This window comes from Limosilactobacillus urinaemulieris (assembly GCF_014838745.1).
GTDB lineage: Bacteria > Bacillota > Bacilli > Lactobacillales > Lactobacillaceae > Limosilactobacillus > Limosilactobacillus urinaemulieris.
In genome coordinates this window covers 1-25,441 of record NZ_JABUXR010000012.1, presented here as the reverse complement: position 1 = coordinate 25,441, position 25,441 = coordinate 1, and the positions used below count along the sequence as shown (strand labels likewise).

General features: G+C 41.5%; 22 protein-coding genes. 16 read left to right on the top strand and 6 right to left on the bottom strand.

Annotated features, from left to right (window positions below):
• Window positions 1-8: 8 nt before the first annotated feature.
• From dltD to HUK45_RS06735, 5 genes are read right to left on the bottom strand one after another with little or no spacing between them, the layout of a single operon-like run.
• A complete protein-coding gene (gene dltD, locus HUK45_RS06755; protein ID WP_191911679.1) occupies window positions 9-1,304 on the bottom strand; it encodes a D-alanyl-lipoteichoic acid biosynthesis protein DltD in 1,296 nt (431 codons plus the stop codon).
• Window positions 1,297-1,536, bottom strand: coding sequence for a D-alanine--poly(phosphoribitol) ligase subunit DltC (dltC, locus tag HUK45_RS06750; protein WP_003717840.1), 240 nt, complete (start codon window positions 1,534-1,536; stop codon window positions 1,297-1,299). The genes dltD and dltC overlap by 8 nt, the downstream gene beginning before the upstream one ends.
• Before the next feature lie 27 nt (window positions 1,537-1,563).
• On the bottom strand, window positions 1,564-2,778 hold the full coding sequence (gene dltB / locus HUK45_RS06745) for a D-alanyl-lipoteichoic acid biosynthesis protein DltB (protein WP_191911678.1): 1,215 nt from the start codon (window positions 2,776-2,778) through the stop codon (window positions 1,564-1,566).
• Window positions 2,775-4,301, bottom strand: a complete 1,527-nt coding sequence (gene dltA, locus HUK45_RS06740; RefSeq protein WP_191911677.1) for a D-alanine--poly(phosphoribitol) ligase subunit DltA — start codon at window positions 4,299-4,301, stop codon at window positions 2,775-2,777. Before dltA ends, dltB begins: the two co-directional genes overlap by 4 nt.
• Before the next feature lie 16 nt (window positions 4,302-4,317).
• The gene (locus tag HUK45_RS06735) at window positions 4,318-4,461 is read right to left on the bottom strand and encodes a teichoic acid D-Ala incorporation-associated protein DltX (protein WP_102168321.1); all 144 of its coding nucleotides are present in this window, start codon (window positions 4,459-4,461) and stop codon (window positions 4,318-4,320) included.
• Between the two features lie 253 nt (window positions 4,462-4,714).
• On the opposite strand from HUK45_RS06735, the gene acpS reads away from it, so the two are divergent.
• The 4 genes from acpS (at window position 4,715) to codA (ending at window position 8,982) form a co-directional block, all read left to right on the top strand.
• A complete protein-coding gene (gene acpS, locus HUK45_RS06730; protein ID WP_191911713.1) occupies window positions 4,715-5,077 on the top strand; it encodes a holo-ACP synthase in 363 nt (120 codons plus the stop codon).
• Window positions 5,070-6,194, top strand: a complete 1,125-nt coding sequence (alr, locus tag HUK45_RS06725; RefSeq protein WP_191911676.1) for an alanine racemase — start codon at window positions 5,070-5,072, stop codon at window positions 6,192-6,194. Before acpS ends, alr begins: the two co-directional genes overlap by 8 nt.
• 183 nt (window positions 6,195-6,377) lie before the next feature.
• Entirely contained in the window at window positions 6,378-7,754 is a 1,377-nt protein-coding gene (locus HUK45_RS06720; protein WP_191911675.1) for a cytosine permease, read from the top strand.
• On the top strand, window positions 7,744-8,982 hold the full coding sequence (gene codA, locus HUK45_RS06715) for a cytosine deaminase (protein ID WP_191911674.1): 1,239 nt from the start codon (window positions 7,744-7,746) through the stop codon (window positions 8,980-8,982). The genes HUK45_RS06720 and codA overlap by 11 nt, the downstream gene beginning before the upstream one ends.
• Window positions 8,983-9,471: 489 nt before the next feature.
• On the opposite strand, the gene cbpA is transcribed toward codA, so the two are convergent.
• Complete coding sequence (gene cbpA, locus HUK45_RS06710) at window positions 9,472-10,107, bottom strand: cyclic di-AMP binding protein CbpA (protein WP_102168307.1); 636 nt, start codon at window positions 10,105-10,107, stop codon at window positions 9,472-9,474.
• A 272-nt stretch (window positions 10,108-10,379) separates the two neighbouring features.
• Here cbpA and pth point away from each other — a divergent pair, with 272 nt between their 5' ends.
• From pth to HUK45_RS06650, 12 genes are all read left to right on the top strand, one after another.
• The gene (gene pth / locus HUK45_RS06705) at window positions 10,380-10,940 is read left to right on the top strand and encodes an aminoacyl-tRNA hydrolase (protein ID WP_191911673.1); all 561 of its coding nucleotides are present in this window, start codon (window positions 10,380-10,382) and stop codon (window positions 10,938-10,940) included.
• Window positions 10,941-11,368: 428 nt separating this feature from the next.
• Window positions 11,369-14,884, top strand: a complete 3,516-nt coding sequence (gene mfd / locus HUK45_RS06700; RefSeq protein WP_191911672.1) for a transcription-repair coupling factor — start codon at window positions 11,369-11,371, stop codon at window positions 14,882-14,884.
• A gap of 16 nt (window positions 14,885-14,900) precedes the next feature.
• Entirely contained in the window at window positions 14,901-15,167 is a 267-nt protein-coding gene (locus tag HUK45_RS06695) for an RNA-binding S4 domain-containing protein (protein ID WP_003717850.1), read from the top strand.
• Window positions 15,168-15,283: 116 nt separating this feature from the next.
• Window positions 15,284-15,640 carry an FtsB family cell division protein gene (locus HUK45_RS06690; protein ID WP_102168310.1) on the top strand — a complete coding sequence of 119 codons (357 nt, stop codon included), beginning with the start codon at window positions 15,284-15,286 and terminating at the stop codon, window positions 15,638-15,640.
• 139 nt (window positions 15,641-15,779) lie between these two features.
• Window positions 15,780-16,283, top strand: coding sequence for a S1 domain-containing RNA-binding protein (locus HUK45_RS06685; protein ID WP_191911671.1), 504 nt, complete (start codon window positions 15,780-15,782; stop codon window positions 16,281-16,283).
• On the top strand, window positions 16,264-17,673 hold the full coding sequence (tilS, locus tag HUK45_RS06680; RefSeq protein ID WP_328797164.1) for a tRNA lysidine(34) synthetase TilS: 1,410 nt from the start codon (window positions 16,264-16,266) through the stop codon (window positions 17,671-17,673). The genes HUK45_RS06685 and tilS overlap by 20 nt, the downstream gene beginning before the upstream one ends.
• Window positions 17,670-18,212: a hypoxanthine phosphoribosyltransferase gene (gene hpt, locus HUK45_RS06675; RefSeq protein ID WP_191911670.1), complete on the top strand. Its 543-nt coding sequence runs from the start codon at window positions 17,670-17,672 to the stop codon at window positions 18,210-18,212. Before tilS ends, hpt begins: the two co-directional genes overlap by 4 nt.
• Window positions 18,213-18,424: 212 nt before the next feature.
• Window positions 18,425-20,590 carry an ATP-dependent zinc metalloprotease FtsH gene (ftsH, locus tag HUK45_RS06670; protein WP_191911669.1) on the top strand — a complete coding sequence of 722 codons (2,166 nt, stop codon included), beginning with the start codon at window positions 18,425-18,427 and terminating at the stop codon, window positions 20,588-20,590.
• 76 nt (window positions 20,591-20,666) lie between these two features.
• Window positions 20,667-21,569 (top strand): Hsp33 family molecular chaperone HslO, encoded by a 903-nt coding sequence (gene hslO / locus HUK45_RS06665; RefSeq protein ID WP_191911668.1) that lies wholly within the window; start codon window positions 20,667-20,669, stop codon window positions 21,567-21,569.
• Window positions 21,570-21,673: 104 nt separating this feature from the next.
• The gene (gene dusB / locus HUK45_RS06660) at window positions 21,674-22,684 is read left to right on the top strand and encodes a tRNA dihydrouridine synthase DusB (RefSeq protein WP_191911667.1); all 1,011 of its coding nucleotides are present in this window, start codon (window positions 21,674-21,676) and stop codon (window positions 22,682-22,684) included.
• A gap of 20 nt (window positions 22,685-22,704) precedes the next feature.
• Entirely contained in the window at window positions 22,705-24,222 is a 1,518-nt protein-coding gene (gene lysS, locus HUK45_RS06655; RefSeq protein ID WP_191911666.1) for a lysine--tRNA ligase, read from the top strand.
• Window positions 24,223-24,482: 260 nt separating this feature from the next.
• Window positions 24,483-24,725, top strand: a complete 243-nt coding sequence (locus tag HUK45_RS06650) for a hypothetical protein (protein ID WP_328797163.1) — start codon at window positions 24,483-24,485, stop codon at window positions 24,723-24,725.
• Window positions 24,726-25,441: the final 716 nt, after the last annotated feature.

Here is a 25,441-nt window from a genome sequence, read left to right as displayed (position 1 = left end):
ATTGAATATTACTTATTCAATTCTTGTTCCTTAAATTGGTTCAGGTTTTGTTGAGTCGGGATTAAGTTTGCCCACTTTTTGGTCAAGAACTCATCGCTCAAGTGATAGTGTGGTTGAGGTTGGTTCTGTTCAATGAACTTACTTGTAGCACTATCAAATTTAACCCAGCCAGCATAACCAATGTGGATTGTATCTTCCATGAAGTAAGGTTTGTTACCGTCATGAGAAAGGTCAAGAATGTTGTTAAATCCTTGTTGTTGAAGCTGGAACTTAATCTTGTTAACGGTGCGGTAGTACATTTGCATATCCATTCCAGTATATGCTTCCCATTGACCATTAACAGGGGGAATAATGAACATCACGTTTGTGTTGTTATTCTTAAATTGATTAAGCACAACTTGTAAATCGCCATATTCTGGTGATTGGTTATAGTTAAAGTGACGTTGTGAACCCTTAAGTTTCTTCAAGTTAGGCTTAACCTTCTTAGTATAGAAGGAATTCTTAACGTGGAAATCATTATTGTCAGTTTCCTTAGCAGCCTCATTAACTGCCATTTTATGTAACCGAGCTTCATTATATTTTGCCGGCAACTTATTAACTTGTGGCTTAATGAAGTGGCTATAATTATTATCTAACTGGATTCCTGAGAATAATGCATCCTGATGTTGTAACAATGTTAGCCGGAAGCTCAAAATGGTTTTATCCCAACTGCTTAAAGGCTTTCCTTGAGCAATTTTAGCAGCATCTTCAGCAACCGAACCATCATTACCAATCATTTGAATTAACCGCTTGGCAACATACTGATCATACGGTGACTTTGGATTAGCTTTCTTTAACCAGGTTAAGTCGGCTAATTCACCGTTGTAGTACTTAAAGGCAGGGGGTAAAATCCCCTTTTTAACAAACCATTGAGGAGAAACAATATAAACGGCCTTTTTATCTCGCAACTGCCCCTCCATCGTAGTGATGTTAAAGAACTGGGGGAGTGATTGGGCTCCCCGTTGTCCTAGAAGGAACGGGGTGTAGTTATGATAACGTGCCGCCATAATTGATGGGTGGAAATTATCAAACCGCCGTAATTCACTTGAACCAAAAAACGGAACATAACGGGTATTCTTATCAGAAAGTGCCTGTTGTTTTAACTTTTGGTTTTTGAAAACTACGGGACTAAGCGAAGAAGCAGCCCGTTGTTCAGTTTTAGCTGAATAGTGGCTACCTAAAGGCATTGTAAAAAGAATTAAAATCAGAACAAAGGCAAGAATAACTGGGCCAAAGATATACCACAGTCGCTTGCGGTTAGTCATTTTGGAGCTCCTTTACACGGTCAACCATCTTATCAACTGAACTCCATTGGCTCCGGTCAAATTCAGAAACAGGTACTTGGATATCGAATTGATCTTGAAGTGCTAAGAGAACACTAACAGTAGCCATTGAGTCTAATAAACCATCAGCAAACAAGTCTTCGCTAGTATCACTGAAGTCACTTGCATCCCGACCAGTTGCGTCAGCTAAAATGTTAATAATATCGTCTTTCATTATAAAATCCTCCTAAATAAATCTCGATTACCCGAAGAAGTAAGTATTGAGGTAACCACTAAAGAGTAAGAACGTTAACATTACAAAGTTAAACGTTACAAAGATGGCAACACATTCTGTGAACTTGTTATGCGGCAGGTTCTTCAAGTGCTTACGCTTGTAACGCAGCCACCAGTCATTGATAACAAGTGCCAGTCCGTGAAGGAATCCATATAGAATATAATACCATGTAATTCCGTGCCAGAATCCCATTGTCAGCATGTTTAACATGTATGCTGTTGCGGATAATGTATTCCGATTCTTGAACCAGCGTTTTTTGGTTGCCATAAAGACAAAGCGCATAAAGATATAATCACGGAACCAGAATGATAAACTGATGTGCCACCGGTTCCAGAATTCCTTGATATTCTTAGATTTGAATGGTTGCTTAAAGTTCATTGGGGTCTTAACACCCATAAAGTAACTAATCGCAACCGCGAAGAGTGAATATCCAGCGAAGTCAAAGAAGAGGTAGAACCCGTAAGTGTACATTACACCGAGCATGTTCCACGAAAATAGTCCATCACCCATGGCTGCCTGTTCAAAGTGTGGATAGAAACGTTGGCCAAAGAAGTAGGCGATGACAAACTTGTAAAGAAAACCGAGGAATAGGTAATAGATCCCCTTTTCAACAAGCTTGAGATAATCGGAACGTTCAGGCGTCTTTTGGTAATCCTTAGAGAAACGCCGGTAACGGTCGATTGGTCCAGAAGTAATGGTTGGCATGAAGAGCATGAAGCGAATAAAATGCCACGGTGTAATTTCTTTTACCATCCCATCACGGGTTTCAATGATTGTTCCGACTGCCCGGAATGTTAGGTAACTAATTCCCAAGAAGCCAAGCAGCGAGTTATGACCGACCATTGCAGGTGATAACTTAACAATAATGATTGGAATCAAAGAAAGAAATGAGAAGAGGTAAAAGATACCGGTAGAATTGTTGGCTTTTCTGTAATGGTGGTAGTACATTACCAAAATGGTTTGGTAAATGACATACGCAATTAGGGAAAAGAGCTGTTGCCAACTAGCACCATCAAACATCAGGAAAATAAAGATGAAGCTAATTAGTGCTTCGTACCACTGGAAACGTTTGCCGAAGTACAATCCAATACCTAGGGGAAGCAGGGCAAGTAGTAAGTAAATAAAATAAACTGGTGTCCCGTAGGCAGTGAAATTCGGCAAACTTGCGAGCCAATTAATCATTGGTTAGCCTCTTTGATTAGTTGTTTAACTGCAATCTTGCCATTTGCAGACATTGGGAATGAATCCCGATAGATGAATTGGGTTGGCATCATGTAAGGCATGATCAAACCATTGAGACTTTCCCGAATTTCTTTGGTTAGTTGCTCCTGATCCTCAACTTCTTCCTTAGGGATAACGTAAGCAATAAGGTGAGCAACTTGACCATTCTTGTTATACTTTGGAGCAGCAACGGCTTGTTTAATGAGCGGACTCTTTTCAAGGCTAGCCCGTACTTCATCAAGTTCAACCCGGAAACCGTGGAGCTTGATCTGGAAGTCCATTCGTCCTTTATGATGAAGGAGACCATCTGCATCGAGAGTACCAGCATCTCCAGTCCGGTATGCTGGTACACCGTTGATCTTGAAGAAGGCCTTAGCAGTCTTTTCAGGATTATTCATGTAGCCACGAGCAACACTATTACCGCTAATAATAATTTCCCCTTGTTGGCCTGGTTCGGTTAACTGCTTGTCGCCATCCCAGACTGAAAGCTCAACTCCTGGTTTAGCGTAACCAACTGGCAATCGGTCATTATTAGCGATGATTTCTGGAGTGATTTCAATTCCAGAGATTGCGACCGTTGTTTCGGTTGGTCCGTAAGTGTTAAAAATTCGGGCATGAGGGAAGCGTTGGTGAAGAGCCTTAGCTGTCTTAACGGTAAGCTCTTCGCCACAGAACATGAAGATACTTAGACTTGGCATCTTTTCTTCATTAAATGCAGGGCTAAGCATTAACATATCAGCAAATGATGGTGTACCGACAAAGACGTTAAGGTCCAGAGTTGGCAATGCGGTAAACATTTGGCCGAAGTTCTCCACCACTGAGTGCGGAAGAGCTTTGATGGTTCCACCGTTTAATAGTGCCGGTAACCAGTACATATTAGATAAGTCAAATGAGTATGGCGGTTGACCAAGGAAGTTAGCGTGTTCAGGAATATTGAAATCTGAATCAAGAACCCAATCGACGAAGGTCTTGAAATTATCATGGCTAACTTCCACCCCTTTAGGTGAACCAGTCGTTCCAGAAGTAAAGAGGACGTAGGCCAGTTCATCTCCAGAAACGGGATCAGTAGGGGTAAACTCTTGGTGATCCGCTAAAACATTAGTTAGCTGTTCGTTAGAAATTACCCGAGCATCGAAATTGAGATCATCACTTGGAAAATCATCAACAGCGATAATTAATTCTGGCTTAGCAGTATCGAGAATTGATTGAATCCGCGGAATCGCAGAATCAGTTGAGACGGGAATATATGGATGGCCCGCCTTTAATGATGCTAAGAAACTAGTAATCATCTCGACTTGGTGATCACCGAATACGAGGATTGGACTTTGACGGGTCATATTTTGCTTAGTAAGCCAAGCAGCTAAACTATCTGAATTGGCTTTTAATTCACCATAGCTTGTCTGCTTTCCCATCTCGTCATAAGCAACCCGCGTTGAATTATCCTTGGCAATTTGGTCAAAGACAGTAACGATATTTGTATTCAATTCTATTTCCTCCACATTAGAATTCATTGTAAATGAACGGTTCTTGACCTGCTCCATAATAACCATAAAGGTAAATCAGCAGGAGAATAACGATAAAGTAGAATACCGTTTTTAAGATGAATATTAGTGCAGGATGATTCTTAATACTTTTACTAAAGATTACGAATCGCTCCTTTCGCTCATAAAAGCTAATATACCATAACAAGTTTAGCGCGCCATGGTAAGTTAGTTAATTGTTCCAGCAAAAATTTAAGATATTCGTAATTAAATTTTTACACCTATTTATTATAGATAATTTGCGGTAAGGTTCAAAGTAAAATAATGTAATCTTGCGAATTATTATTTATTTATGCGAAAATAAGAGTTCAAAGAATAATGACAGGTAAATTTTATTAAATTAAGAGGTTATGACAGTGATTAAGGGAATTGGAATTGACATCACTGAGATTAAACGAATCCAGGAAATGCTGCAAAAGCATCCCCAATTTGTTAACAAAATATTGACGCCGGCAGAGCAAAAGCAGTATGAGGGGCTAAATGGTTCACGGGCACTAGAATACTTAGCTGGTCGTTGGTCATTAAAGGAGTCCTTTTCAAAGGCGTACGGGACCGGAATTGGTAGTGAAGTTGGCTTTCAAGATATTGAAGTTGTTGATAACCAGCTTGGTGCGCCAATCGTTACTAAAGCACCATTTGCCGGTCGGGTACATGCATCGGTTAGTCATACTGCGGTAAATGTCATCACGGAAATTCTTTTGGAGGATAAAAATGATTAGTGGACGATTACGAGATACAAAATTAATTGTTGATTTAGGAGCAATTAAGCACAATATTCATGAACAGCAAAAGTCACTGGCTCCTAATAGCAAGATCCTTGCGGTTGTTAAGGCGAATGCTTATGGAAATGGTTTAGTTCCGGTGGCACAGACAGCAATTAAGGCTGGCGCAACGGGGACTTGTGTTGCAATTCTGGATGAAGCTTTGGAACTACGTGATAGTGGGATTACATCACTAATCTTGGTTTTAGGCATTACCCCAGTGGAGAATGCTCATATTGCTGCAGAGGCAGGAGTATCGTTAACTGTTGGTTCGTTAGATTGGCTTGAAGGCTATCACCAATTAGCGATTGCCAATCATTGGACTAAGCCGTTGAAGGTTCATTTGGGAATTGATTCAGGAATGGGGCGGATTGGCTTTACAACTGTTGAGAGCTTTAATGAAGCAGTTAAGTTCGTCCGCGAGCATCACGAATTTGAATTTGAAGGGATGTTTACCCATTTTGCAACTGCAGATAGCGCCGATGATAGCTACTTTAACAAGCAAGTTAATAAGTGGGAACAATTTGTCAATAGTTTGACTGAGTTGCCACCGTTTGTCCATATGGCAAACTCCGCTACCGGAATGTGGCACCGAGAAAAAATCGCAGCTAATACTGTTCGGATGGGGATTTCAATGTACGGGCAGAATCCATCCGGTCGTGAATTAGCTGCGACCCTTGATTTGCAACCAGTAGAACAATTGGTTACCAGTATTAGTTTTGTTAAGAAACTCAAAGCTGGTGAATCAGTAAGCTATGGTGCAACCTATACCGCGCAAGAAGATGAGTGGCTGGCAACTTTGCCAATTGGTTATGCTGACGGTTACCCACGTTGTATGACAGGCTATAAGGTCCTTGTCGGCGGTCAATTTTGTGATATTGCCGGGCGGGTTTGCATGGATCAAATGATGATCCGGCTGCCTAAACCTTACCCAGTCGGAACACAAGTTGTTTTAATGGGACGGTCTGGAAATAAGGAAATTACAGCCAATGATCTTGCTGATCGAGCAGGCACAATTAACTATGAAATTATGACAAATATCAGTAACCGTGTTCACCGGGTTTATACTGATTAGTTGCTTGACATCGTTGATCCATTTGATATAATTTAGCTAATTTTATAGGTCCTTTAATGTAGCCCCGTGAGACTACAAAAGACTACCGAATTAATAAGCAGTGATCCACAGTCGACCACGCAGAGATTGGATAGCCTTGAGTTCTTTACGGGACTCAAGGTTATTTATTTAGGAGGAACGATTGTGGAAGATAAACAACACACGCCAATCTTAAGTATTCCCATGAAGAGTCGGCGAACAACAAGATGGGACATGTTTGCGACCTGGGTTGGGGCAAACGCAAATAACGGAACCTGGTTCGTCGGTGGTGTTCTTGCGGCTTGTGGATTTGCCGTGGCAATGAAGGTACTTGTTCTTTCATCAGCCTTATCATATGTTTTTCTAAGTCTAATCGGTTATATTGGTTACAAAACAGGTGTTTCAACCATGGCGATTAGCCGGGCATCCTTTGGGGAACGCGGAAGCTACTTGCCATCACTGGTTAACATTACCCAGTTTATTGGCTGGACGGCAGTTAATACATTTATTGCTGCTCAGTCGGTTAGTCTTATTTTCCACCAGCTGCTTCATTGGCCGCTTTGGGGACAACCGGGTGGTGATAAAGGGTTAGTTGTTGGAATTTTGATTATGAGTATTCTTCACATCATCAGTGTTTCCAGCGGTTCGCGGTCGGTTCAGCTGATTGAACGAATTGGGATTATCCTGGTCTTCATTTTTGTCCTTTGGGAATCTGTTGCTGTTTTTAAGACAGTTTCGATGGATCAAATCATTGGCTGGCATGTACCGGCAAAGGCTCGGATGGCTACTGGAGCAGCGATTGATTACGTAGCTGCTTTTAACCTTGCTTGGGTGACTGCTGGTGCTGATTTTACCCGCTTTACTTCAATCAAGAATAACGCGATCCATACACCATTTTGGGGAGCATTGATTGGGGTTGTGTGGTTTGCCTTTATTGGTTTAATTTCCACAATTAGTATTGCAATTTCCAGCGGCGTTTATAATGCTAATAACTCGGATCCATCGACAATTGCAAGTAAGTTAGGCCTTGGGGTTGTAGCGTTCTTGGTAATTATCCTGACGTCAATGACTGCCAATGCGGTTAACTTGCTGGCTGCCGGATCAGCCTTATCGAACATCTTTATTCGGTTACGGTTAAAATATTCATTGTGGATCGTGGTTCTTTTAGCAACAATTGTGACCTTTATTCCAATGTTTGTTGGGAGCTTCTTGGATACTTTTGAATCCTTCCTTGATTATGTTGGGATGGTTCTGGGACCAACGATTGCGATTATTTGCACTGACTTCTATATTCGAGCTCACCGTCACTATGAGGTTAAGCAGTTAGGGCTTATTAATGGTAAATATTGGTACCATCATGGAATTAACTGGATTGCCTACTTGGTCTTTGCTTTAGGAGTAGTATTCTTCATTGCGGTTCACCAAATGCCAATTTTTGCCAATACAGTTGGGGCAACATTTGTTGATATGGTACTAAGCGGATTGCTTTATTACATTTTAATGGCCATTTATGACCGGAAAGGATCACATCATGCTAATTAAGAGTGTTCACATTGATAATGATGAAGAGTTAAAAGATGTTCGCGTTACTGATGGTCAATTTGCTGAAATCGCTGCTAAAATCAAGCCGCGTGAAGGTGAAGAAGTGATTGATGGCAATGGCGCGTTGATGTTGCCACCGTTCGTTGACTCTCATGTTCACCTTGATGCAACGCTAACGGCAGGTGAGCCTGAGTGGAACGAAACGGGAACGTTATTCGATGGTATTCGGATTTGGAGCGAACGGAAGCAGGATCTTTCGATTGAAGACGTCAAGCGGAGAGCGAAAGCAACGATTAAGAATATGGTTGGTCACGGAATTCAGCATATTCGGAGTCACGTTGACGTTACGGATCCGCATTTAATTGCTGCCCGAGCTTTATTGGAGTTACGAGAAGAATTAAAGGATCAGATTGACTTACAGTTAGTAGCCTTTCCGCAAGAAGGAATTCTGAGTTACCCTCATGGCCGTGAATTAATGGAACAAGCTGTTAAGGAAGGCCTCGATGTTGTTGGTGGAATCCCTCATTTTGAATTTACTACTGAGTATGGCTGGCAATCAGTTCATTTCTTAATGAAGTTAGCGGACCATTATGATCGGCTGGTTGATGTTCACTGTGACGAGATTGATGACCCTGCTTCACGGAACCTCGAAGTCTTGGCAACCGAAGCCTATGAACGGGGAATGAAAGATCGAGTAACCGCAAGTCATACGACTGCAATGGGGTCATACAATGATGCCTATACCTATAAGCTATTCCGCCTATTAAAGATGAGTGAGATTAACTTTGTTGCTAACCCGTTAGTTAATATTCACCTTGGTGGCCGGTTTGATACTTACCCGAAGCGTCGGGGGATGACTAGGGTAAAGGAATTAACGGAAGCGGGGATGAATGTTTCCTTTGGTGAAGATGATGTTCGAGATCCATGGAATCCGCTTGGTAATGGAAACATGCTAGATGCCGTAACGATGGGTGTTTATGCCGGTCATTTGATGGGCTACCACCAACTTCAAGATGCGTTCAAGTTTGTTACGTATAATGGAGCTAAAACTCTTCATATTACCGATCAGTATGGAATTGAGGTTGGTAAACCAGCTAACTTTATCCTGTTAAATGCTCCTGATTTTTACAATGCCTTGAATAAGCATGTCGAAGTATTAGCTAATGTTCGCCACGGCAAAATCCTTGCCCAAACCAAACCAGCAGAAACAAGAGTGAATTTAGATTAGAGTGTGAAGCCGTAAAAAGCTCCCGGATGATAACGATTTCTCTCGACGAAGGCGTCTTACGCCTAGGAGAGAGAGTTCGTTATCTTGAGGGAGCTTAGGCTGAACACGTTTAAAGTAGAGTGCGAGCCAGCAGAGAACTTGCGGAAAGCTAACAATTTCTCCCGACTGGATGTTGAAAGCATCTGGGAGGGAGGTTGTTAGCTCTAGCAAGTTCCTGGCGAGCAGATCTCGACTCAGTTGCCTAGAATGTTAGGCGGAAGTTGCGGTCACGGCGAAGGAGTGAACCAGAAAACTTGTTTTCGTTTGTGAACCCTCGCAAGTCTGATTAGACTTCTTGCTATCAACTTGTTGATGAAAGAAGTCAATCAGCTACTGCGCAGATCTTGACTATGTAGCCTAGGAAACTCGAGCGAAGCACATTTTGACTCTGCTGCAGTCGTTGATTACACAGAGATTAAAAAAAAAGGAACCAACTTTTTGGTTCCTTTTTTAAGCTTCATGTAAATCTTCAATTTCAGTAACTTCGAAGCCTCTTTTGGTTAACCGCCGAACAATTCGTTCCATTCGGTCATGATCAACATCGGTCGGTAAGGTGAACAGGACCTGCTTAACGGATGAATGATCGGGATCTAAAGAAATGACGTTAACAATCTGACAGAAACGGGTGATTTCTTTTGCAGCATTCATTAAAGCCCCCCGTTCGTCATGAGCAACGACAGTTAAAACGTAGCTACCGTTGTTAACGTTCCATCCAGCAGCAAGCATTCGGAGTAAACGATTGTGAGTTAGGATGCCATAGAATTGGTTGTTTTCGTCTAAAACAGCAATGTATGGGAGATCACGGATCGCAAAGAATACGGAGAAGAAAGCGGAGTTAATGGAAACGAATTTGGTAGAGTTCTTGAGTAATGAGGTTACTGGAAGCGTCATGTCGCCATTTCGTGACTTATGACGGTAAATATGCATTTTATAAATATTGCCACGGAAAATTTTCCCAGACTTATCTAAAATTGGTACGCAACGATATCCAGTATTTTCAAGGACGGTTAATGCTTCCTGGAGAGTTGCGGTTTCAGGCAATGTGGTCAGATCTGCCTTTTTCTTAATAAGCGAACTAAAAATCATGATGTTCTTCCTTTACTAAATTAAAACGTATTAAGTGCATAAATCATCATAACACAGAATTGATCTTAGTATTAGAACAAAATGAGAGAATTAAGAATAACTAATATGACAACTAAAGAAGGGTGACGTTAATTGTTTTAGTTTTAGTCACGGCTAGGGTATAATAACATGCAGGTAATTCTACATAATCAGAATTGAACGAAGTAAATAGGCATCAGGCTGCAACTAAGGCGGCCTTTTTGCATTTGACTTAAAGGGGACGAATTAAAACAATGAAAATGATTGTCGGCTTAGGAAATATTGGAACGCGCTATGATGAAACTCGTCATAATACAGGTTTTATGGTAGTAGAACAACTAGCTCGTGATTACCACTTAGGGGCCTTTACGCATCTTAAGCAAGAGGCTGTTGCCGTTACTGGAATGATCAATGGTGAGAAAGTAATGCTCGTCAAGCCAACCACCTTCATGAATGATTCCGGAAGAGCTGTTGGACCGCTTGTTGATTACTATGATATTGATCTTGATGATTTAGTAGTTATTAATGATGATCTTGATATGCCAGTAGGTAAAGTTCGGCTGAAAACTCACGGTGCTTCAGGTGGTCATAATGGATTGAAGAGCATTATTAATGCATTAGGGACTAATAAATTTAACCGGATTAAGGTTGGAATCGATCATCCGAAGCACGGGACCGTTGTTAGCCACGTTCTTGGTAAATTCACAAAAGAAGAACGCCCAGATTTCGATCAAGCCGTCCTGACCGCCGAACACGCCCTCGAAGACTGGATCAACGGCAAAAACTTTGCCCAGTTGATGAATGAATATAACTAGAGTAGAGCGCGAGCCCGTTAAAACCTTCCGGTGGCTAACGATTTCTCCACCGAACGACGTCTCGTCGTCGGAGGTGGAGGTCGTTAGCTCGAGGAAGGTTAGGGTGAGCGCATTTCGACTATGTAGCCGAGAACATCAGCTCGAGGAAGGTTAGGGTGAGCGCATTTCGACTATGTAGCCGAGAACATCAGCTCGAGGAAGGTCACGGCGAGCGCATTTCGACTATGTAGCCGAGAACATCAGCTCGAGGAAGGTTAGGGCGAGCGCGTTTCGACTATGTAGCCGAGAACATCAGCTCTAGCAAGTTCCTGGCGAGCGCATTTCGACTATGTAGCCGAAGACATCAGCACTAGCGAATTTCTGACCAACTATTTTTTAAAATTAAAAGCACCTTTATTATGAATTAGCAATACAGAAAGGAGGAAACCATGGAGTTAACCGAATTTTGTACCCGAACAAAGGAATTTAAACAGGTTTTGACGGCAATTCAAAAGCATCAACGTCAGCTAATCACTGGTATTTCAGGTTCAGCGCGAACGCTGCTGCTTACGGCATTGCAGAAGGACCTTAATCAGCCTCAATTAGTGATTACTGATAGCCTTTTTCATATGCAGGAATTGGCAGCGGATTTAGAGAACCTGTTACCAGAAGAGGAAATCTATCAATTTCCAGTAGAAGAAGTGTTAGCTGCCGAAGTAGCAACGAGTTCACCAAACTATCGGCTGCAGCGAGTTCAAGCATTAAACGCGTTAATTAATAACAAGCCGGCAATTGTAATTGCATCAACTGCTGGTCTTCGCCGAAATATTGTTGCGCCAGAATTGTTTAAGCAGGCAGAACTATCACTTAAAGTCGGCGGTGAAATTGATCCTGAAAAAGCGGCAGACCAATTAAGTTCAATGGGGTACCAGCGCCAAAAGATGGTTCTGCGTCCAGGAGACTTTGCTGTCCGGGGATCAATTATTGATATTTACTCCCTGAATACTGATGATCCGGTACGGGTTGATCTGTTTGACACTGAAATTGACTCCTTGAGGTATTTTGATGCTAGCACGCAACGAAGCATTAAGAACGTTGATGAAGTTGAGATCCTTCCCGCAACCGATTTTATTCTTCCGGTTAATGAGTTTGAACGAGTAGAAGAAAAACTAGCCGAACAGTATGAACAGTTAAGGCATCAGGTTGATGGAGAAGATGAACTGGAACAACTAGCAAACCGGTTTGAACCATTGCTTACGGATCTAAAACAGCACCAGTTAACTAACGAATTTCTTACTTATACTAATTTGATTTATCCGCAAGGGCATTCTCTCCTGGATTATCTTTCTGCTGATGGGGCAGTTCATATTGATGATTGGACGCGGATTAAGCAGACGGCTAAAGAGATCGGTGAAGAAGAATTAGGATGGTTAGAAGATAAGGCGAAGCACCATCAAATCTTGCAAGCAGTTAGCCTTGGTCATGATGTTAGTAAGTTAATTAGCAGTGACAAACATGCTCAAGACTTTTGGGCACTCTTCCGTAAGGGGATGGGCCAGTTAAGGTTCAAGACCCTTACCGACTTTGGCAGTCGAACGATGCAAAGATTCTTTGGTCAAATGCCATTGCTGAAAACTGAAATGCAACGGTGGCTTGATCAAGGACAAACCGTTATTTTAATGGCGACTAGCAAGGAACGCCGAAATCAAATTGCCCAAACAATGGATGATTTCGGTATTAAAGTTACCTCAACCGAGTTGAATCATCTTCAACAAAATATCGTTCAGTTAGTGCCAACTAACCTGGCAAACGGCTTTGAAATCCCCCAGATGGGACTAGTAATCATTACTGAGGGTGAAATGTTTAAGCAAGTTAAAAAGCGACGGATTCGTCCACAGAAGCTTGCTAATGCTGAACGAATTAAGAATTACTTAGATCTAAAACCAGGAGATTATGTGGTTCACGTTAACCATGGGATTGGAATCTTTAGCGGAATTCGGACCATGGAGGTTGATGGTGTCCACCAAGATTACATGGTAATTAATTACCGGAATAATGCGCAAATCTTTGTTCCGGTTACCCAATTAAACCTGGTACAAAAATATGTTTCTGCTGAATCGAAGACCCCGCACATTAACAAGTTGGGCGGTAACGAATGGGCTAAGACTAAACGCCGCGTTGCCTCTAAAGTAGAAGATATTGCTGATGAGTTAGTCGAACTATATGCCAAGCGGGAAACCGAGAAAGGATACGCCTTTCCTAAGGATGATTACCTGCAAAAGCAGTTTGATGCTAACTTCCCTTATTCTGAAACCCGTGATCAATTACGAAGCATTACGGAAATTAAGGAAGATATGGAAAAAGCCAAACCAATGGATCGATTGCTAGTTGGCGATGTTGGTTACGGAAAAACCGAAGTTGCCTTACGGGCGATTTTTAAAGCAGTTACTGGCGGAAAGCAAGTAGCCTTTCTCGTTCCGACGACTGTCCTAGCTCAACAACATTACGACACAATGAAAAAGCGCTTCGAGGGTTTCCCAATTGAGATCGCATTGATGTCCCGCTTCAAAACAAGAAAAGAATTGAAAGAAACTGAGAAGGGGCTTGCTGACGGGACAGTTGACGTTGTTGTCGGTACGCACCGAATCTTATCTAAAGATGTTCATTTCAAGGACTTGGGGCTATTAATTGTTGATGAAGAACAACGCTTTGGGGTTAAGCATAAGGAAAAGCTGAAGCAGTTAAAGAACAATGTTGATGTTCTAACATTGACAGCCACACCGATTCCCCGAACACTTCATATGTCGATGCTTGGTGTTCGCGATTTGTCCGTTCTGGAGACGCCGCCTGCTGGTCGGTACCCAATCCAAACTTATGTAATGGAACAAAATTCAGGTGCAATTCGTGACGGCATCCTTAGGGAGATGCAACGGGGAGGACAAGTTTACTATCTGCATAACCGGGTAATGGACATTGAAGAGACCGTGGCTCGTTTGCAACAACTGGTTCCCGAAGCGCGGATTGGTTATATTGACGGTCAAATGAGTGAGAACCAACTTGAATCAGTCCTTTATGAATTTATTCAGGGCGGGTATGACGTGTTAGTGACGACTTCGATTATTGAAACCGGAGTTGATATTCCGAATGTTAATACCCTCTTTGTTGAGAATGCCGACAGAATGGGATTAGCTCAGTTGTACCAGATTCGCGGCCGAATTGGGCGGAGCAATCGGGTTGCCTACGCCTACTTTATGTACCAGCCGAATAAAGTTTTAACGGAGCTGGGTGAGAAACGGTTAGCAGCAATTCGTGATTTTACCGAGCTGGGTTCAGGCTTTAAAATCGCAATGCGCGACCTCTCGATTCGTGGTGCCGGAAATCTTCTCGGAAAGCAGCAACACGGCTTCATTGATTCGGTCGGTTATGACCTTTATTCTTCAATGCTGAGTGATGCTGTTGCCAAAAAGCAGGGGAAAAAGCAAGTTGACAAGTCAGATGCGGAGATCGAACTGGGTGTCGAAGCTTACCTGCCTGATGATTACATTAACGATCAACAACAGAAAATTGAGTTATATAAGACTATCCGCACCGCAGCCAGTGATGAAGAACTCCTGGATATTCAAGGTGATTTGATCGATCGCTTTGGTGATTATCCAACGGCTGTCGGGAATTTGCTCCTGATTAGTCAGTTGAAACTACACGCGGATTTAGCGATGATTGCAAGCATCAAACGACAACGTGATCAAATCATGATTACTTTTACAGAAAAGGGAAGCCAGAACATTACGGCGCCACAAATTATTAAAGAGTTAGCCCAGACAAAATTTAAGGCAACAATTGGCGAAAATGATCATCAATTAAATGTCCGGCTGGTAATTCAACCGAAAATGACGGTTGATGATTGGCTCCACCAGCTTCTTAAGTTTGTCACAGCGTTGAGCAACCTAAAGAAAAATAAACAATAAGGAAGAAGAGGATCAAATGCGATTAGATAAGTTTCTCAAGGTATCAAGAATTATTAAAAGACGCTCCGTTGCCAAGGAGATTGCTGATCAGGGAAGGATCTTAATTAATAATCGGCCAGCTAAGTCTTCAAGTCAGGTTGTAGCAGGGGATACGCTAACAATTAAGTTTGGTAATAAGACTGAAACAGTTAAAGTTAACCAAATTGTTGAAACAACCAAGAAGAGCGAAGCAGAAAATATGTACAAAATTATTGATGAAACCTATGCGGAGAATTTTGATTAATGCTGATTCTGAACAGTTATTAATAAAATATTTAATAATTTTAAATGTTTATAGACAATTTCCCTAAAAAGCTGTTATACTTAGTCCGTGATAAGCCAAATTAGGGGGCGATTAAAATGAGGAGTCGATCTGACAAAATTTCACAAATTAATACGCCTTATGCGCAGCAAATGACTGTTAATCAGCAGTTGGTTCGTCGTGCGCATATTAAGCGCTGTAAACGAATTTTGTTGATCTTCTCGGTTGTTTTTTTGCTTCTTGGTTTTCAAATAATTCAAAGTAAACGGTCTTTAGCAAAGATTGAAGCAAGTATTCGTACTTCAAAGACGCAATTAGCTCGCCAGAGGGATATTGGAAAAGACCTTAAACAAGAGAAAAAGCAGTTACATAATCCCGATTATCTGCAACAAATAATTCGCTCAAAGTATAACTATACGAAGAAGGGCGAGACAGTTTATAATTTAGATAATTAGCAATAAAAACAGGAACAGGGTCATGGATAACTTGTTCCTGTTTTTTTCTGAGGTTTTAGCACCTTTTCTGGTTTGAAGTATGGTATACTCAACGTACATTTATCACAATATTGTGGCTTGAGGAGGATCAATTAATTTCATGTCAATTGAAGTTGGAGCAAAGGTTTCGGGTAAGGTTTCAGGAATTACTAATTTTGGGGCCTTTGTTGATTTGGATGATAACCAAACTGGTTTAGTACATATTAGTCAGATTTCAAATAATTACGTAAAAGACATTCATGATGTATTATCAGTTGGTGATACTGTGACTGTTAAGGTCACTAAGGTTGGCGATGATGGCAAAATTGCTTTATCCATGAAGGATGCAGAAGAACACCATCATAACGAAGAACATGGCGAACATCGCGAGCATCGTCATAATAACTTCCATCATGAGCATCATGAACACCGGAATAATGATTTTGAGCATCAAAGTCAGCATGGTTACCACCGTGGATTCAACTCAGGCCATCATCAATCGCGACACCACGAAAATTTTGATGAAATGTTAGCTGGATACTTGAAGGAAAGCGAATCTCGTCTTTCAACACTAAAGCGTCAAACTGACGGTAAGCGTGGCGGTCGTGGCGGTCGTCGGAGCTAAGATGGAATTAAACAACGAATTTAAGCGACACCTGAAACGGGGTCGCTTTTTTACTAAAAATGATAGAGTAGTCGTGGCAGTTTCAACGGGAGTAGATTCAATGGTCTTGTTAGCATTGCTACAGGAACTTCCCGTAAATATTCGTCCCCAAATAATTGTTGCCCATGTTAATCATCGGCTACGAAAGCAGAGTGAGGAAGAGGAACGATTTATTCGTGAGTATTGTAATGCACACCAGCTCAAATTATTCGTTTACCACTGGTCGTTAGCTGATCATCCACAAACTGGGATTGAAGAATCTGCCCGAAAAATGCGTTATCGTTTTTTCGCTCAGGTAATGAAGGAAGAGCAAGCAACGATTTTACTGACGGCGCATCACCAAAATGATCTTGCTGAAACAATGCTAATGAAACTTACTCGCGGTGGTCAATTGCCCCAGTTAATCGGGATTGAAGAAAAGCGGCCTTTTGCATCAGGAGTGCTTGAACGGCCTCTCTTAAGCTTTCCTAAACACCGCTTGCGTGAGTATGCGATCAATAATCATTTAAAGTGGTATGAAGATTTAACTAACAACGAACTAACTGTTAGTCGCAACCGTTTTCGTCATCAAGTCATTCCATTATTAGAAAAGGAAAATTCCAATTTCTTAGCTTCTTTAAGCAGTTACCATGAACAGATCGAGTTAGCGGTTGAACTTGAAAACCAGTTTGCTCAAGAACAATTAGCAAAACTTAGTAACAAGGATGGCCATCTGGATATAAAAGAACTATCTCAGTTATCTCTAGCTAAGGAGCGGCTGGTTTTAGTACGGTGGTTAGAGAAAACCGGTGTCTTAGGATTGAAACGGGGCTTTATTGAACAGTTACTTGCAGACATTAATAATCGTCATTTACCCCAGTTTGAACGTCAAGTCACCCCTGATTTGGTACTATTTAAGAACTATTCCGAACTATTTATAAAAAATGTTAATCAATCGCTACAAAAAACTCAAACTTCCATAAATTCTGTGGTAAAATTGGGCCGTTGGTATTCAATTGAAAACGATTATCAAATTGCGATCGCTAAGGATCGGGCCTTCTTTAATCAGGAAGAATACTGTCAAGAAATGTGGTTAGCACCTGAGCAGTTCCCATTAACGATTCGGCGGTGGCGAGAACGAGATCGGTTGCCATTAAAGAATGGCGGCCACCAAAAAGTTGGTCGGGTTTTAATTGATCAGAAAGTGCCGTTATCAAGACGTAATCAGCAGCTAGTAATTGTTGACGCTCAAGATAATGTTGTTTGGGTTGTTGGGCGTAAATGGGGATGGTTTACTCGTCCCCGCGACTACACTACCCGGTGGCAACAATTATTTATTGGCAGGCACGATTTGAAGAGGAGAAAAGAATGAATAACGATATTGAACGAGTTTTATACAGTAAGGAAGAACTTAATCGGCGGATGGATGAACTGGCTGATCAACTGACTGCTGAATATAAGGATCAGCGCCCGTTGATTATTTCTGTAATGACTGGGGCCGTTTTATTTACTGTTGATATGATCAAGCGAATGGACATAATGGCTAAGCTTGATTTTATTGATGTTTCTAGTTACTACGGCGGAACTTCTTCCACCGGGAAAGTAAAACTGGTTCAGGATTTGAAGTCAGATGTCCGTAATCGTTCAATTCTTATTATGGAAGATATTGTTGATACTGGTCATACTCTAAAGTACCTAATTGATCTCTTAAAAGAACGCGGTGCAAAGAGTGTTAAGGTATGTACTTTGTTAGATAAGCCTGAGGGACGGCAAGTTGAAGTGAAGGCCGATTATGTTGGCTTTAATGTCCCTAATGAATTTCTAGTTGGTTATGGCTTGGATTACCAAGGATACTACAGGAATCTTCCGTATGTTGGAATTTTAAAGCCAGCTGTTTATGAAAAGAATTAATAAGGTGATGGCGAGGAAAATTTTCCTCGTCTTTTTGTTTGAGATTAGTTACTGTCAAATCAGTGGAAAAGTTAATTTAAAAAATGTAAAATTGACCAATGATGGGTGGTGATTATCAGCGCGATAATTGGCTGGTCAATATTTGTCAATTATGCTATGATAGTCACTACAATTGTAACCACACTATTGTTGCTGGTAGATAGGAGGTTGTTATGAATAACAATCGGAGAAACAATAATTTTACTCATAACGTTCTCTTCTACGCAGTGATTTTCTTATGTATTATGGGAATTGCTTACTTTTTCTTTGGTGGAAGCCAAAACAATGGACAAAGTAAGACTGTCTCACAAACAGAGTTTATCTCTGAATTGAAGAGTAACAAGGTTAAGAGTTTCCAGCTACAGCCAAATGGCGGAGTTTACAAGATTACTGGTACTTATCGTAAGCCACAATCTGTTGATAATAATTCTGCTAATAGTTTTGGTTTTGCCACGCAACGAAACAGTAAAGTTAACCACTTCCAAAGTTCGGTATTACAAAGTGACGTAACTGTTAGTCAACTGCAAAAGTATGCTAACCGGGATAACGTTAAGATCAGTACACGGGCAGAGGAATCTAACAGTGTTTGGATGAACTTGCTGTTGACTGTCCTGCCACTAATCATCATGATATTCTTCTTCTACATGATGATGGGTCAAGCTGGCCAAGGTGGCGGTGGGCGTGGAGTAATGAGCTTTGGTAAGACAAAAGCAAAGCCTGCTGATGCCAAGAAAAACAAGGTTCGGTTCTCCGACGTTGCTGGTGAAGAAGAAGAAAAGCAAGAATTGGTTGAAGTTGTTGAATTCTTAAAGAATCCAAAGAAGTTCACTCGTTTGGGTGCTAAGATCCCATCTGGTGTTCTGCTTGAGGGTCCTCCAGGTACTGGTAAGACCTTGCTTGCAAAGGCGGTTGCTGGTGAATCTGGAGTTCCATTCTTCTCAATTTCTGGTTCTGACTTCGTTGAAATGTTTGTCGGTGTTGGTGCTAGCCGGGTTCGGGACTTATTCGAACAGGCTAAAAAAGCAGCCCCTGCAATCATTTTCATTGATGAAATTGATGCCGTTGGTCGACGGCGTGGTGCCGGAATGGGTGGTGGCCATGATGAACGTGAACAAACCCTGAACCAATTACTGGTTGAAATGGATGGGTTCCAAGGTGACGAAGGGGTCATCGTAATGGCTGCTACTAACCGTTCCGATGTCTTGGATCCTGCTTTGCTTCGTCCAGGTCGGTTTGACCGGAAGATTTTAGTTGGTCGTCCAGACGTTAAGGGACGTGAAGCTATTCTCCGTGTTCATGCTAAAAATAAGCCACTGGCAGCTGACGTTGATCTGAAGGAAATTGCAAAGCAAACGCCTGGCTTTGTTGGTGCTGACTTGGCTAACTTGCTAAATGAAGCTGCGCTATTAACTGCTCGCCGAAACAAGACGCAAATTGATGCTGCTGATCTAGATGAAGCTGAAGACCGGGTAATTGCTGGTCCAGCTAAGCATGATCGGGTTGAATCAAAGCAAGAACGACGGACCGTTGCTTACCACGAAGCAGGGCACACAATTGTTGGGCTTGTCTTGAATGACGCCCGAGTCGTCCATAAGGTAACAATTGTTCCTCGTGGTCGTGCTGGTGGTTACGCTATTATGCTGCCACGTGAAGATCAAATGTTAATGTCTAAGAAGAACGCTGAAGAACAGATCGCCGGATTAATGGGTGGTCGTGCAGCTGAAGAATTAATCTTCAAGTCTCAATCTTCAGGTGCTTCTAATGACTTTGAACAAGCAACTCAAATCGCACGGGCAATGGTTACCCAATACGGGATGAGTGATAAGATTGGTCCTGTTGAATTACAAAGTTCTGGTCAAGTATTTACGGGTCAGGGCTACGACCAGTCGCCATACTCTGAAAAGACTGCTGCCTTAGTTGACGAGGAAGTTCGCCGGATTCTTCGTGAAGGACATGAACAAGCTCTCCACATCATTGAGACCCACCGTGAACAACATAAGCTGATTGCTGAAGCATTATTGAAGTACGAAACACTTGATGAAAAGCAAATTCTTAGTCTTTATAAGACGGGAAAATTGCCTGATAAGGATATTGCTGCGGCTGATGAAGAAGCCCGTGCACAAACCTTTGAAGAGTCGAAGCGTGCTTTGGAAAGATTAGAAGATGAGAAGCACAGTAATGCAACTGAACAACTAAAAGCAAGTAGTTCAGCTACAGATGGAGAAGCTCCACAAGCTGCTGATACTCCAAACAGTGAAGCAGCTGATGCACCAACATCTGCTAGTGATGCAGACTCAGCTTCCGATCATTCTGATGCTTCGGATGAGCAAGATAAATAATTAGATTGAGAAACAGGGGGAATAAGCCGGCAGGACGGTTAAGTTCTTCCTGTTTTTACGTGAAAGGATGGTAAAAATGAAATCGACAGATTATTTAGTAAAAAGTATTAGTAAGGATGGTAAGTTTCGTGCCTATGCGGTTAATGCCAGTCAATTAGTTGAAAAGGCCCATGAAATTCATGATACGTGGAGTGCTTCTTCAGCTGCTCTAGGTCGAACATTAATCGGGACCCTCCTGTTAGCAACTGCCAGCCTACAAGGAGAAGCAGGAATGACCGTTAAAATTCAGGGTGATGGTCCGGTTGGGTTTATTGTTGCTGACGGAACGGCTCAAGGGACGGTTAAGGGCTACATGGGGAATAACCACGTTAGTTTACCGGCCAATGAAAAGGGAAAAATTGACGTTTCTGGAGCGATTGGAAAGCACGGTACATTATCTGTTACTAAAATGGCGCCTGGCGATAAGACTCCATATACTGGACAGGTTAATTTGGTTTCTGGTGAACTCGGTGATGACTTTACCTATTACCTTGCACAATCTGAACAAATTCCATCAGCAGTCGGTCTTTCTGTTTTTGTTAACCCTGATGAGTCGATTGAAGTCGCTGGTGGTTTTATGATTCAAGTGCTCCCTGGGGCAAGTGATGAAGAAATTAGTAAACTTGAGAAGAAATTGAAGGAGTTACCATTAGTATCAGAAATGCTTCGGGATGGTGATACTCCTGAGGATATCCTGAAACGAATCTTTGGTGATCAATTGAAGATTTTAGACCGGATGCCAGTGTCATACCGTTGTGATTGCAGTAAGGAACGGTTCGCTCACGCATTGGCAAGTATCTCAAAGAAGGACCTGGAAAAGATGATTAATGAAGATCACCATGCTGAAGCGGTTTGCCAATTCTGTGGTAAAAAATATGAATTTAATGAGCAGGAATTAAAGGATATCTATGCCAAAATGGACCAAGAGGAATCCAAATAACCCAATTCATTTGGTGAAAAATCGATGATGTGCTATCATGATTTGGTTATTGAACGAAGAATTAGCCAGTGCAGTTCACATTAATTTTATAATGAGGTGAAAAAATGAAGTGGCATATTGGAAATGTCGAAATTCCTAACCAGGTTGTGGTTGCCCCAATGGCTGGAGTTACCAACTCGGCATTTCGGGTAATTTGTAAGGAGTTTGGCGCAGGATACGTAGTCTGCGAGATGATTTCTGATCGGGGAATTATGTACCATAACAAGAAAACATTGAATATGATGGATGTCGATCCAAGTGAGCACCCGATGGGAATCCAGATTTTTGGTGGTACAAAGGAAACCTTAGTTCAGGCCGCTAAGTATGTTGATGAACATACAGCAGCTGATGTGATTGATATTAATATGGGATGTCCAGTTAACAAGGTTGTTAAAACTGATGCTGGTGCACGATGGTTGCTCGATCCAAATAAGGTTTACGAAATGGTATCCTATGTTACTGATGCAGTAAAGAAACCAGTTACGGTGAAAATGCGGACAGGCTGGGATGATAAGCATATTTATGCCGTTGAGAATGCCATGGCTGCTGAACGGGCTGGTGCTGCTGCATTAGCAATGCACGGTCGGACCCGAAAACAAATGTATACGGGACACGCTGATTGGAATATACTAAAAGAAGTGGCAGATCATTTATCAATTCCATTTATGGCCAATGGTGATGTTCGCACACCGGAAGATGCTAAGCGAATTCTGGATGAGACGGGAGCAACCGCTGCAATGATTGGTCGAGCAGCTCTTGGTAACCCATGGATGTTAAAGCGAACAGAACATTACTTGGAAACAGGCGAGCTCCTTCCTGAAGCCACACCTGAACAAAAAATTAAGATGGCTAAGGAACACCTTAATCGGTTGATTGACCTTAAGGGTGAATATGTGGGAGTTCGGGAATTTCGCGGTCTTTCTACTTACTACCTTAAGGGGATTCCACGTTCTGCTCGAACCAAAGCTTCGTTAGTTGAAGCGGAGACTCGCCAGGAAATGAATGATATTTTTGATCGGTTTGCTGAACAAACAGCTGAGCGTGAATTGAAAAAAGAGCAACGGAAGCACGCTTAATTAAGAGGAGGAGAAAGTACGTGTCACAAGAATTAGATCAAATGCGCGTTCGTCGCGAAAAGATGGAAGAACTTAAAGAGGCGGGAATTGAACCATTCGGTCGTCGCTTTAAGCGGGATCACCTTGCTCAAGACTTGCACGATAAGTACGATCAATTTGATAAAGAAGAACTAAGCGAAAAGGGCGAAATGGTGATTATCGCTGGTCGAATGACTCGGAAGCGGAGTAGCGGTAAGGCTGGCTTTGCTGATTTTGTTGATCGAACAGGAAAAATTCAAGTGTATGCTCGAAAAGACATGGTTGGTGACGAACCATACCATATCTTTAAGCGTGCTGATATTGGTGACTTCCTTGGAATTGAAGGGGATGTAATCAAGACCGATACGGGAGAATTAACCGTTCGGGCCCATAAGATTACATTCTTGTCTAAAGCTCTTCGCCCACTTCCAAATAAGTGGGAAGGGGTTACCGATCCTGAAACAATTTATCGTCAACGTTACCTCGACTTGATTTCTAATCCTGAAAGCTTCAGGCGCTTCCACCAACGAACAGCGATCATTAAAGCAGTTCGTCGTTACATGGATGAACATGGCTTTACTGAAGTTGAAACACCAATTTTGAACACCCAAGCAGGGGGTGCAAATGCTCGACCATTTATTACCCACCACAATGCGTTAGATATTGATATGTACTTGCGGATTGCAACCGAACTTTACTTGAAGCGGTTGATTGTTGGTGGCTTTGAACGGGTTTACGAACTTGGCCGGATTTTCCGGAATGAAGGGATGGATCCACACCATAACCCTGAATTTACCACAATGGAAACCTATGCTGCTTACTTTGACTTCCGTGACGTAATGGATGAAACTGAGGGGATTGTTAAGGCAGCGGCTAAGGTTGTCTCTGATGATGGTAAGATTACTTACCAAGGACATGAAATCGACCTTGGTGGTGAATTTAAGCGGATCACAATGGTTGACGCTGTTAAGGAAAAGACAGGAATTGACTTTAGCGATGAATCAATGACTGATGATGACGCCAAGAAGCTGGCTGATGAGCATAAGGTTGAATATAAGCCATACTGGACAAAGGGTCATATTTTGAATGCCTTCTTTGAAGGATTCGTTGAAGATACCTTGATTCAACCAACATTTGTTTATGAGTACCCAGTTGAAGTTTCACCACTAGCAAAGCGGAACAAGGAAAATCCAGCAATGACTGATCGGTTTGAATTGTACGTTGATGGTAGTGAATTAGCGAATGCATTTAGTGAATTAAACGATCCAATCGATCAGAAGGAACGTTTCGAAATGCAAGTTAAGGAAAAGGCTAATGGTAATGATGAAGCAGAACCAGTAGACTTAGACTACGTTGAAGCCCTTGAATATGGGATGCCGCCAACAGGTGGTCTTGGAATCGGTATTGATCGGTTAGTAATGTTATTAACTGATGCCAAGTCTATTCGTGATGTCATCCTCTTCCCAACAATGCGTCCCGAAAAGGAAGAAACGAACGGTAAGAAGAAAAAGAACAAGTAAAAAACGATTACTAATATAATGGACTCGTACCTGTTTGAATATGGGTGCGGGTCTTTTTTAAGTACAAATCATAACGTATCAACGAGGAAGTAGTAACGCCAAACATAAGATAACAATAGCATTTAAGCGTGAGTTTTCACGAAGTCACCAGTTTTACTTGATTCAGAAAGGAGAAGGTTAAGACGCAAGTTGAATTTTACAAACATGGCTGTAAGGCGTTTTTTAAGAAACATCGGAAGCAGTATAACGAGATCACAACTATGATTAGCGCGGCAGTTAATAGAGAAGTGACAACAGGGATGACTAAAGTTAAGTTAGCTACCAGGAAGAAAATTGCCGGAAAGAGTCTCTATGAATTTAGGCTGAATGTTGGAAAGATTGGTTCTGTTAGGATCGCATTTACGGAAGATCAGGATAATGCAATTGTTTACTTTATTAGTAGCAGTTTACAGAAAGCAACTTTCACTTATGAGCTAGATCGGGTAATTCTGAAAATCAATTAGGGATGTAATGCAGTCTGTAGAGATGATAGTAGATAGAACGGAACACGGAAGAGAAAATAATTGAGTGGTGAAAAGTGATTAAAAGATGGTCAATTTAGACTTGTAATCAGATTATCAATACTATTGTTGAACCTAATCTGGTCCTTGTTGGGCGCAAAAATTTTTTGTCTAAATACGGTGGAAGAATTATATTAACTATTTTTAAATTATCATTGTTTTGAAATTGACTGATGAAGAAGAGTGTTAACGAGTTAAATTCAATGATCATTCGGAGAATACAAATATTCAGAATTTTAATTTAAATAAAGTTCGCAAATCAAAATAGATACGTAAAAACAAGGACAAAAAAGGTGTTGACGGAAGAATAAAAGCAATGTATAGTAGTCAACGTTGTTAAACGGTTAGATTTTTTTGAAAGTAACAGATTGTTTATTTATTTCAAATTATTCGTTGACATCCGTTTGATGACATGGTATCTTATAAAAGTTGCTTGTGAGGAAATACTTAATAAATTAATTTGATAATTTTTTTCAAATTAGTTGTTGACATTGATAACGAGCATCTGATATAATAGACTTGTTAGTCAGCACTTGTTACTGACTAAGGTAGACCTTTGAAAACTGAACAAAGTTTCGACGAATCAAATGTGTAGGGTCTTCAATCATAATGATTTGAAGCAAAACATTTGCGAAGTCAATTCGCTTAATTAATTTGAA